General features: G+C 62.8%; 9 protein-coding genes and 4 tRNA genes. All 13 read right to left on the bottom strand.

Translation table 11 applies throughout. From position 1 onward, the window contains the following. Nucleotides 1–80 precede the first annotated feature (80 nt). Entirely contained in the window at nt 81–4,160 is a 4,080-nt protein-coding gene (rpoB, locus tag Q0894_RS11760) for a DNA-directed RNA polymerase subunit beta (RefSeq protein WP_299235539.1), read from the bottom strand. Nucleotides 4,161–4,395: 235 nt separating this feature from the next. Continuing rightward, nucleotides 4,396–4,767 (bottom strand): 50S ribosomal protein L7/L12, encoded by a 372-nt coding sequence (gene rplL / locus Q0894_RS11755; RefSeq protein ID WP_132044076.1) that lies wholly within the window; start codon nt 4,765–4,767, stop codon nt 4,396–4,398. A gap of 89 nt (nt 4,768–4,856) precedes the next feature. Beyond that, entirely contained in the window at nt 4,857–5,360 is a 504-nt protein-coding gene (gene rplJ / locus Q0894_RS11750; RefSeq protein WP_132044074.1) for a 50S ribosomal protein L10, read from the bottom strand. Nucleotides 5,361–5,633: 273 nt separating this feature from the next. Continuing rightward, the gene (rplA, locus tag Q0894_RS11745; RefSeq protein ID WP_132044072.1) at nt 5,634–6,326 is read right to left on the bottom strand and encodes a 50S ribosomal protein L1; all 693 of its coding nucleotides are present in this window, start codon (nt 6,324–6,326) and stop codon (nt 5,634–5,636) included. Nucleotides 6,327–6,328: 2 nt separating this feature from the next. Further along, on the bottom strand, nt 6,329–6,760 hold the full coding sequence (gene rplK, locus Q0894_RS11740) for a 50S ribosomal protein L11 (protein ID WP_132044070.1): 432 nt from the start codon (nt 6,758–6,760) through the stop codon (nt 6,329–6,331). Between the two features lie 84 nt (nt 6,761–6,844). Continuing rightward, nucleotides 6,845–7,378: a transcription termination/antitermination protein NusG gene (gene nusG, locus Q0894_RS11735; protein WP_132044068.1), complete on the bottom strand. Its 534-nt coding sequence runs from the start codon at nt 7,376–7,378 to the stop codon at nt 6,845–6,847. A gap of 8 nt (nt 7,379–7,386) precedes the next feature. Beyond that, nucleotides 7,387–7,755, bottom strand: coding sequence for a preprotein translocase subunit SecE (gene secE, locus Q0894_RS11730; protein WP_195689206.1), 369 nt, complete (start codon nt 7,753–7,755; stop codon nt 7,387–7,389). 72 nt (nt 7,756–7,827) lie between these two features. Further along, a tRNA-Trp gene (locus tag Q0894_RS11725) sits at nt 7,828–7,903 on the bottom strand. A 148-nt stretch (nt 7,904–8,051) separates the two neighbouring features. After that, nucleotides 8,052–8,126: transfer RNA gene (locus tag Q0894_RS11720), tRNA-Thr, on the bottom strand. Nucleotides 8,127–8,150: 24 nt separating this feature from the next. Continuing rightward, nucleotides 8,151–8,224 (bottom strand) — tRNA-Gly (locus tag Q0894_RS11715). A 51-nt stretch (nt 8,225–8,275) separates the two neighbouring features. Beyond that, a tRNA-Tyr gene (locus tag Q0894_RS11710) sits at nt 8,276–8,359 on the bottom strand. A gap of 122 nt (nt 8,360–8,481) precedes the next feature. Beyond that, nucleotides 8,482–9,321: a type III pantothenate kinase gene (locus Q0894_RS11705; RefSeq protein WP_132044064.1), complete on the bottom strand. Its 840-nt coding sequence runs from the start codon at nt 9,319–9,321 to the stop codon at nt 8,482–8,484. Continuing rightward, complete coding sequence (locus tag Q0894_RS11700) at nt 9,318–10,301, bottom strand: biotin--[acetyl-CoA-carboxylase] ligase (protein WP_299235530.1); 984 nt, start codon at nt 10,299–10,301, stop codon at nt 9,318–9,320. The genes Q0894_RS11705 and Q0894_RS11700 overlap by 4 nt, the downstream gene beginning before the upstream one ends. Between the last annotated feature and the right edge of the window lie 374 nt (nt 10,302–10,675).

Here is a 10,675-nt window from a genome sequence, read left to right as displayed (position 1 = left end):
CGGCTCCGCTGCGGAGTTGTCATGGGCGGGGGCGATGCTGCCACCCCCGCGGACCGTCATAATGTGAAGCGTCGGCCGCCTCAGCTCTCGAGCTCGATGTCGATGCCCAGCGAGCGGATCTCCTTCACCAGCACGTTGAAGGATTCCGGCATGCCCGCCTGCATGGCGTGATCGCCATCCACGATGTTCTTGTACATCTTGGTACGACCCTCCACGTCATCGGACTTGACGGTGAGCATCTCCTGGAGGGTATAGGCGGCACCATAGGCCTCCAGGGCCCAGACCTCCATCTCACCGAAGCGCTGACCACCGAACTGCGCCTTGCCGCCCAGCGGCTGCTGGGTCACCAGCGAGTAGGAGCCGGTGGAACGGGCGTGCATCTTGTCGTCCACCAGGTGGTTGAGCTTGAGCATGTACATGTAGCCAACGGTCACCGGACGGTCGAAGGCATCGCCGGTACGGCCGTCATAGAGCGTCATCTGACCGGAATCCGGCAGCTCGGCCAGGCGCAGCAGATGCTTGATCTCATCCTCTTCGGCGCCATCGAACACCGGCGTGGACATCGGCACCCCTCCCTTGAGGTTCTTCGCCAGGGCGATCACCTCATCATCGGAAAGCGTGTCGAGTTCCTCGATCCGGGTGCCCGGAGTGGTGTTGTAGACCTGCCCCAGGAACTCGCGGATCTCGGCCACCTGCTGCTCACGTGCATCGCGCAGCAGAGCGTCGATCTTGCGACCCAGCCCCCAGGCGGCGAGACCCAAGTGGGTTTCCAGGATCTGACCGACGTTCATGCGCGAGGGCACGCCCAGCGGGTTGAGCACGACATCCACCGGCTCGCCCTGATCGTCGAACGGCATGTCCTCGATAGGCATGATCGCCGAGATGACACCCTTGTTACCGTGACGACCCGCCATCTTGTCGCCCGGCTGCAGGCGACGCTTGACCGCCATGTAGACCTTGACGATCTTGAGCACGCCCGGCGCCAGGTCGTCCCCCTGGGTCAGCTTGCGCTTCTTGTCCTCGAAACGCTCGTCCATCTCCTTGCGACGCGTCTCCAGCTGCTCGTCGGCCTGGGCCAGCAGCTCGTTGAGCGTCTCGTCCTGCAGGCGCAGCTTGAACCACTGCTGACGCGGCAACTCGTCGAGGTAGCTCTCGGAGAGCACGTCACCCTTCTTGAGCTGGGGACCACCGTTCACCGCCTGTCCACTCAGGGTGCGCTTGAGACGCTCGAAGGTGGCATCCTCGGCGATGCGATAGGTCTCCTGGAGGTCCTTGCGTACCTCGTCGAGCTGCATCTGCTCGATGGAGAGCGCACGCGAGTCCTTCTCCACGCCGTCGCGGGTGAAGACCTGGACGTCGATGACGGTCCCCTTCATGCCGGTCGGGGCACGCAGGGAGGTGTCCTTCACGTCGCTGGCCTTCTCACCGAAGATCGCACGCAGCAGCTTCTCTTCCGGCGTCAGCTGGGTCTCCCCCTTGGGCGTGACCTTGCCGACCAGGATATCGCCGGGACCGACTTCCGCACCGATATAGACCACACCGGCCTCATCCAGCTTGGAGAGCGCCGACTCGCCGACGTTGGGGATATCGGAGGTGATCTCCTCCGGCCCCAGCTTGGTGTCGCGGGAGACGCAGGTCAGCTCCTGGATATGGATGGTGGTGAAGCGGTCCTCCTCCACCGCCCGCTCCGAGAGCAGGATCGAGTCCTCGAAGTTGTAGCCGTTCCAGGGCATGAAGGCGATGCGCATGTTCTGGCCAAGCGCCAGGTCACCCATGTCCACTGAGGGGCCATCGGCGAGGATGTCGCCACGCGCCACCGAGTCACCAGGACGCACGATCGGCCGCTGGTTCTGGCAGGTGTTCTGGTTGGAGCGCACGTACTTGGTGAGGTTGTAGATATCAACGCCGGCCTCACCGCCGATGATCTCATCCTCGTTGACACGCACCACGATGCGCTTGGCATCCACGGAGTCGATCACCCCGCCGCGACGCGCCACCTCACAGACCCCGGAGTCACGGGCGACGAAGCGCTCCATGCCGGTACCCACCAGCGGCTTGTCGGCACGCAGGGTCGGCACCGCCTGACGCTGCATGTTGGCTCCCATCAGGGCGCGGTTGGCGTCATCGTGCTCGAGGAAGGGAATCAGCGCGGCGGCAACCGATACCACCTGACGCGGCGACACGTCCATCAGCGTCACCTGCTCGGGACGCATGAAGGTGGTCTCGCCCTTGTGGCGCACCTGCACCAGGTCGTCGGCCAGCTTGCCGCTCTCATCCACGGTCGCCGAGGCCTGGGCGATAACGAAGTTACCCTCCTCGATGGCCGAGAGATGGACTACCTCGTCGGTCAACTGGCTGTCCACCACCTTGCGGTACGGCGTCTCGAGGAAGCCATAGCTGTTGGTGTGGCTGTAGGTCGCCAGGGAGTTGATCAGGCCGATGTTGGGGCCTTCCGGGGTCTCGATCGGGCACAGACGACCATAGTGGGTTGCGTGAACGTCACGCACCTCGAAGCCGGCCCGCTCGCGGGTCAGGCCGCCCGGACCAAGCGCGGAGACACGACGCTTGTGGGTGACCTCGGAGAGCGGGTTGTTCTGGTCCATGAACTGGGAGAGCTGGCTGGAACCGAAGAACTCCTTGACCGCCGCGGCGACGGGCTTGGCGTTGATCAGGTCCTGGGGCATCAGGCCCTCGCTCTCGGCCATGGAGAGACGCTCCTTGACCGCGCGCTCGACGCGCACCAGACCGACGCGGAACTGGTTCTCGGCCATCTCGCCCACGCAGCGGATACGGCGGTTGCCCAGGTGGTCGATGTCGTCCACCTCGCCGAAGCCGTTACGGATATGGATCAGCTCCTTGAGCACGTCGAGGATGTCACGACGATCCAGTACGCCTGAGCCGGTATCGGACTCGCGACGCAGGCGGCGGTTGAACTTCATGCGACCGACACTGGAGATGTCGTAACGGTCTTCGCTGAAGAACAGGTTGTTGAACAGGGTCTCGGCGGCCTCCTTGGTGGGCGGCTCGCCGGGGCGCATCATGCGATAGATCTCGACCAGCGCCTCGAGCTGGGACCCTGTGGTGTCCAGCTTGAGGGTGTCGGAGATGAAGGGACCACAGTCGAGATCGTTGGTGTACAGCGTCTCGAGGGTGGTGATGCCGGCCTGGCCGAGCTTCTCGAGCAGCTCCGGGGTGATCTCGGTGTTGCAGGGGCAGAGCAGCTCACCGGTGTTCGGGTCGACCTGATCCTTGGCCAGGGTCTTGCCGAACAGATACTCCATCGGCACCTCGAGGCGCTCGAGGCCGGCCTTCTCCAGCTGACGGATATGCTTCTGGGTAATGCGACGGCCTTCCTCGACGATCAGGCCGCCATCGGCATCCTTGATGTCGAAGGTGGCGGTCTCGCCGCGCAGGCGCGACGGCACCAGTTCCACGGAGAAGCCCTTCTTCTCGACGTGGAAGGTGCTGGTCTCGAAGAACTCCTCGAGGATCTCCTCGGCGCTCATGCCCAGCGCGCGCAGCAGTACCGAAGCCGGCAGCTTGCGGCGACGGTCGATACGCACGAAGACACTGTCCTTGGGATCGAACTCGAAGTCGAGCCAGGAGCCGCGGTAGGGGATGACCCGCGCGGAGTAGAGCAGCTTGCCGGAGGAGTGGCTCTTGCCCTTGTCGTGATCGAAGAACACGCCGGGAGAACGGTGCAGCTGGGAAACGATAACCCGCTCGGTACCGTTCACCACGAAGGTACCATTCTCCGTCATCAGGGGGATCTCCCCCATGTAGACTTCCTGCTCCTTGATGTCCTTGATCGCCTTGTTCGATGACTCCTTGTCATAGATGATCAGGCGAACCTTGACGCGCAGTGGAGCCGAATAGGTGACACCACGCAGCTGACACTCCTTGACGTCGAAGGCCGGCGTACCGAAGCGGTAGCTGACATACTCCAGCGCAGCATTGCCGGACATGCTCTCGATCGGGAACACCGATCTGAAGGCAGCATGCAAGCCGGTCTCGAGACGCTCCTCGGGCGCTCGGTCCTGCTGGAGGAAGTCGTAATAGGAATCAAGCTGGATCGCCAGCAGGTAGGGCACATCCATCACTTGGGGCAGTTTGCCGAAATCCTTGCGGATGCGTTTTTTCTCAGTGTATGAGTAAGCCATCTGTATTCCCCAGCTTGTTCACCATGGGTGACCGATGCGTGGTCGGCGCCACCCGACGGGGTGCGGCTCCGTCAGGCGATGAAGGCAAGCGCCTAGAGGGACGCTCGCCTTCTGGAATTCGTCTGGCCGGACTGCCGAAGCAGCGGCCAGTGACAACAGAAAAAGGCCGGCAGCGGGTGTCCCGCCACCAGCCGTGGAAGCTTACGCCGCGCGTGAAGCCATGTTGCTCAAGGACTTACTTGAGCTCCACGCTCGCGCCGGCTTCTTCCAGCTTGGCCTTGGCCGCTTCTGCATCTTCCTTGGACATAGCTTCCTTGACGGTAGCCGGTGCGCCGTCGACGGCACCCTTGGCTTCCTTCAGGCCCAGACCGGTGATCTCACGGACGACCTTGATCACGTTGACCTTCTTGTCGCCAGCGCTGGTCAGCACCAGGTCGAACTCGGTCTGCTCTTCCTCGGCAGCGGCTTCACCGCCACCCGGGCCAGCCACGACAGCGGCGGCGGCGGAGACGCCGAACTTCTCTTCCATGGCCTCGATCAGCTCGACCACTTCCATGACGGACATGTCGGAGACGGCGTTGATGATATCTTCTTTGGTCAGTGCCATTGTCACGATTCCTAACTTTGCGGGAGCCACGCTCAAGCGTCGGCTCGGGATTCAATATTCGATTCAGGCTGCCTGCAGGAGTTCGCCGATCAGGCGGCTTCTTCCTGCTTCTGGTCGCGCAGGGCGGCCAGGGTACGGACCAGCTTGCCGGCAGATGCCTCTTTCATGACGGACATCAGCTTGGCAATGGCCTCGTCGTAGGTCGGCAGCGTCGCCAGACGATCGAGTTCGGTGGCCGGAATCAGCTCACCTTCGTAGGCCAGCGCCTTGACTTCGAAGCTCTTCTCCTCCTTGGCGAACTCCTTGAACAGACGGGCGGCGGCGCCCGGGTGCTCGTAGGAGAAAGCCAGCAGGGTCGGACCCGAGAAGCTTTCGTCCAGAATCTCCCAGGGAGTTCCGGACAGGGCGCGGCGTGCCAGGGTGTTGCGAACAACACGCACCTGGACGCCATTCTCGCGGGCCTGCTTGCGCAGTTCGGTCATCTTGCTGACCGCGACGCCACGAGAATCGGCAACTACGACGGAGAGCGCATCCTTGGCCGCTTCACTGACCTCGGCAACAATCGCCTTCTTGCCTTCGAGTGCTAGTGGCACGGTGATCACTCCTTCGTGCCGGAACCTCGCGATGAGGGTTCCGGTGGTTACCATCTCTCCCGGCTGCCCGAAGGCGGGCCGGAAGTCCTGGGTGATGGTGCTCACCAGAAGCCTGGCGGCCACACCATCTGCGCAGGCCAGCCCCGAAGGGATGATTAAGCCGCCTCACACGAGCGAGGCGGCGCCTGCGGTCTTTGACGGTGCCCCGCCGGCGAGTCATGACTCGACACGGGGACCGCAAAGTTCTTGCTGAATGTTCGACCTACCGACCGATCAGACCAGACCGGAGTGGTCGATGGTCACACCCGGGCCCATGGTGGTGGACAGGGTGACCTTCTTGAAATACACGCCCTTGGAGGTGCTCGGCTTGAGCTTCTTCAGGTCGGCGACCAGCGCGTCCAGGTTGCCCTGGATGGCGGTGGCGTCGAAGTCGACCTTGCCAAGGGTGGTGTGGATGATGCCGTTCTTGTCGGTACGGAAACGCACCTGACCGGCCTTGGCGTTCTTGACGGCAGTCGCCACGTCAGGGGTCACGGTGCCGACCTTGGGGTTCGGCATCAGGCCGCGCGGGCCGAGGATCTGGCCCAGCTGGCCGACCACGCGCATGGCGTCGGGCGAAGCGATCACCACGTCGAAGTCCAGCTGGCCCTTCTTGACCTGTTCGGCCAGGTCATCCATGCCGACGATATCGGCACCGGCTTCCTTGGCGGCATCGGCGTTGGCACCCTGGGTGAACACGGCGACGCGAACGTCCTTGCCGGTTCCGTTGGGCATCACGGTCGCACCACGCACCACCTGGTCGGATTTGCGCGGATCGACGCCCAGGTTGATGGCGACGTCCAGGGACTCCTTGAACTTGACCGTGGAGAGCTCGCTGAGCAGAGCCACGGCTTCCTCGAGAGAGTAGACCTTGGTGGAGTCGACCTTCTCGCTAATCATCTTCGCGCGCTTGGACAGCTTGGCCATGATCAGAGACCCTCCACGTTCAGGCCCATGCTGCGGGCACTACCGGCAATGGTACGCACCGCGGCGTCGAGATCGGCAGCCGTCAGATCCGGCTCCTTGGTCTTGGCGATCTCTTCGAGCTGTTCACGGGTCACGGTACCGACCTTGTTCTTGTTCGGCTCACCGGAGCCGGACTTGATGCCAGCCGCCTTCTTCAGCAGGACCGCCGCGGGCGGGGTCTTGGTGATGAAGGTGAAGCTGCGGTCGGAGTAGACGGTGATCACCACCGGAGTGGGCAGACCCGGCTCAATTTCCTGGGTCGCGGCGTTGAACGCCTTGCAGAACTCCATGATGTTGACGCCGTGCTGACCCAGCGCGGGGCCCACGGGGGGACTCGGGTTGGCCTTACCAGCTGCTACCTGCAGCTTGATGTAAGCCTGTACTTTCTTGGCCATATTGGACTCCAGTTGGGTAGTAGCGCCTTTCGGCTCCCCGGTATTGCGGCCGCTGCTGCGGCCCTGCCTGCATCAGGTCGAGCGTTACTCTTTCTCGACCTGCGCGAATTCCAGCTCGACAGGGGTCGAGCGTCCGAAGATCAGCACGCTGACCTGAACGCGACTCTTGTCGTAGTTCACCTCTTCGACGACACCGTTGAAGTCGGCGAAGGGGCCATCGATGACCCGAACCGACTGCCCCGGCTCGAACAGGGTCTTGGGCTTTGGCTTGTCGGTCCCATCCTCGACCCGACGCAGGATGGCATCGGCCTCTTTCTGAGTGATGGGTGCCGGCTTCTCCTTGGTGCCACCGATGAACCCCATGACGCGCGGGGTTTCGTTGACCAGGTGCCAGGTTTCGTCATCCATTTCCATCTCGACCAGCACATAGCCGGGATAGAACTTGCGCTCGCTCTTGCGACGCTTGCCATCACGCATCTCGACGACTTCTTCGGTTGGCACCAGAATCTCGCCGAAGCGATCCTCCATGCCAAACATCTTCACGCGCTCACCAAGTGAACGCATGACATGTTTCTCGAAGCCGGAGTAGGCGTGAATGACGTACCAACGCTTGGACATGGGGGCTCCTAACCGATAACGCCGGACATCGCCCAGCCAAGAAGGGTGTCGATCAACCACAGCATCAAGCCGACCACCAGCACGGCGACCAGCACGATGACGGTAGTCTGGATGGTCTCGGGCCGCGTCGGCCACACTACGCGCTGGATCTCTTTCTTGGCGGCACGGGCCAGCTCGGCCAGGCTGCGCCCCTTGGCGGTGGTCATGGCCACCAGGGCCGCCATGACGCTCAACGCCACAACACCCAACACGCGATAGAGCAGAGCCTGGTCGGCGAAGTAGGTATTGCCTACCACGGCCAGAACCAGCAGAGTGACGACAACCGCCCACTTGAGCCCGTCGTGGCGCGACTCCTGCACCTCGGCGTTATGTTTCATGAAAACGAGACTCCTCAAGGCGCGGCAATCGAAACGTGAATTCTTACGGGAGTAAGCCAGCCTGGGGAAGACTGGCAGGCCAGGAGGGAATCGAACCCCCAACCTGCGGTTTTGGAGACCGCTGCTCTGCCAATTGAGCTACTGGCCTGTATCTGCCTTTCTCCACCCTTTGCAGGTGGCTTGCGACAGCGGGCGCCATCATAGCGAAAGCCGCTTCGCCTGGCAACCCCTCTCGCCACTTTGCATCTATCAATGGCGAGAAAGAGAAAAGGCGAGCCGTGGCTCGCCTTTCAATGTGGAGCTCATGGACGGATTTGAACCGTCGACCTCACCCTTACCAAGGGTGTGCTCTACCCCTGAGCTACATGAGCCTAACCTTTAGCACCCAAAGGTGCTGGAGCGGGCAGCGGGGATCGAACCCGCATCATCAGCTTGGAAGGCTGAGGTTCTACCATTGAACTATGCCCGCCTACCCACTCTTGCGGCCTCGATGACCAACCTCATCATCGCTGCCTGATTCTGGTGGAGGGGGAAGGATTCGAACCTTCGAAGCTTTCGCGGCAGATTTACAGTCTGCTCCCTTTGGCCACTCGGGAACCCCTCCAACTGGCGGCCTATTCTAGCAGCGCCATTCCGAAAGTCAAGCCATTGTTTTACCAGCAGCTTTTCATGCCTAGAGCGACTCGTGACACCGCCGCCCTTCTCTTCGGAACGCGGCGCATTGTGTCAAAGCAGCATGGAGAATGCAAGCCCGGCGCGAATTTTTTCCAACGCCACCGGCGATGGCACGCACGGGGCACCCGCCATTCGTCCTGCCCGCTCGGCAGCCGTCAGTGGGAAGCATGCCTCGAGTCCGCCATAGACCATATCGGGCCAGACGGCGTGGGGCACCTGAAGACCACGAGCCACCACCCGTGCATCACCGCCGGTCAGCATCAACGGCAACGCAACTCCTTCGCTATCGCACACCTCGGCATAGACGCGGTTGATCGCGCTGACTGCCGCCATGTAGATGCCATGATTGACCGCCTCCACCGTGCGCCGGCCGGGAACCAGCAGCTCTTCGGGCTCGCTGTCGGGGTCGATGGCCACGTTACGGGTCCCCAGCTTGAGGCTCTCCTTCATCAGCCTCAGCCCCGGCAGGATATACCCACCCAGGTGGCGCCCTCCCGGCAGCACAAAATCGATGGTGATGGCACTACCACAGTCCACGGCACAACAGGCGCCAACCTGCTGGTAACCCGCCAGCACTCCCAGCCAGCGGTCGACCCCGAGCCGCTCGGGCTCTTCATAACCATTGGTGACACCCAGCGCCTCGGGGGTGGAGCTGGCCACATAAACGGCCCCCACGCGCTGACGCAGCAGCTGAACGGTCTCCTCGAGCACCGCTCGCCTCGCGACACTGGATATGCGCACCGACTCGACCACCTCGAGGTTGGGAATATCGGCCCCCGGCCGCCACTCCTCTCGCGTCCATACCGCCCCACGAGAACGGATCTCGCTGGTATCGACATCCTTGAGGCGCCACTTGGAGAGCGTGTTGCCGATATCAAGGTCGAGAATCATGGGCGCACACGCAGACTGATCTCGCCACCCGCCAGGTAGCGTCGCTCTCCACCCTGAACCACCACCAGGTTGCCGGAGGCATCCACCTCCTCGACCAGCGCCACCTCCCGTGCATTGCCACTCAACACGTCCACTTCGCGGCCGGCGAAGGCGTGTCGGGCGTTCCAGGCATCGCGCCACGGGGCAAACCCCTCATGCTCGAACTCCGCCACCAGGGGAAGCAGCGCCTCCAGCAGATCGACTGCCAGTGCGTTGCGGGATACCCCGGTGACCTGATCCTCGACAGCCGCGGCAGGCTGTCCCAGGGAGCCGCGGAACGCATCGCTCAGGGAAAGGTTGAGCCCCATGCCGATCACCACCTCACAGGGGCCAGAGGCGTCCCCACTGACCTCCACCAGGATGCCCGCCAGCTTGCCGTACTCACCATCCGGTCTCTTCAGCAGCACATCATTGGGCCACTTCAGTAGCGGCGAAACCCCGTGACTCTCCAGCACCCGGGCCAGGGCCACCCCTGCGGCAAGGCTCAGCCCCTCCAGGGCAGCAATGCCGGACTCGACTCGCCACCCCAGGGAGAGCATGACGCTCTTACCCCAGGGAGTGCTCCAGGCCCGCCCACGGCGACCGCGCCCGGCGCTCTGCTGTTCCACCAGGCAAACTTCACCGTGCCCCGCCCCATGATCGAAGCGTTCACGCAGAAAGGCATTGGAGGAGGGAAGGGTTTCCTCGACGATCAGGCGAGTCAGATGGCCACGTGCCTGACGAGAGAGTCCAGCGATGATGCGCGGCCCATCCAGAAGCTCCAGGGGTTCGGCAAGCCGATACCCCTGCCCTTTCACCGCCTCCATGCTGATGCCCAGAGACTCGAGCTTGCGCAACTGCTTCCATACCGCAGCGCGCGACACACCGAACTTCTCACCGAGCTGCTCGCCCGAATGGAATTCGCCGTCGCCAAGAAGGCGTATGAGGTCACCGATGGTCATGCCAGGGATCCCGGACCGGAAAAGAACCTATTCTAGCGGATGCAACGCACCCCGGAAATGTAAGTGGCCGGAAATGTAAGCGTCTGGAGAGGCTCGGTATCCAGACGCAAAAAAGCCTCGAGCTCATCATGAGCTCGAGGCTTTTTCCAATAAGTGCCTGAGGGTGTTCCGGCCGGCGCTCCGGGCTCCGGCGGCCGGCGCTCCGGTGAGCGGCTCCTCAGACGGCCGGCATTCCGGGACTCTCCATGGGGAGGCCCCTAAAACGACGAAACCCCGACCATGGGTCGGGGTTTCTGAATAAGTGCCTGACGATGACCTACTCTCGCATGGGGAGGCCCCACACTACCATCGGCGCAGAGCGGTTTCACTGCTGA

This window comes from uncultured Halomonas sp. (assembly GCF_947501415.1).
Classification (GTDB): domain Bacteria; phylum Pseudomonadota; class Gammaproteobacteria; order Pseudomonadales; family Halomonadaceae; genus Halomonas.
The sequence above is the reverse complement of the archived record's forward strand: the minus strand, read 5'-3'. Positions and strand labels throughout refer to the sequence as shown.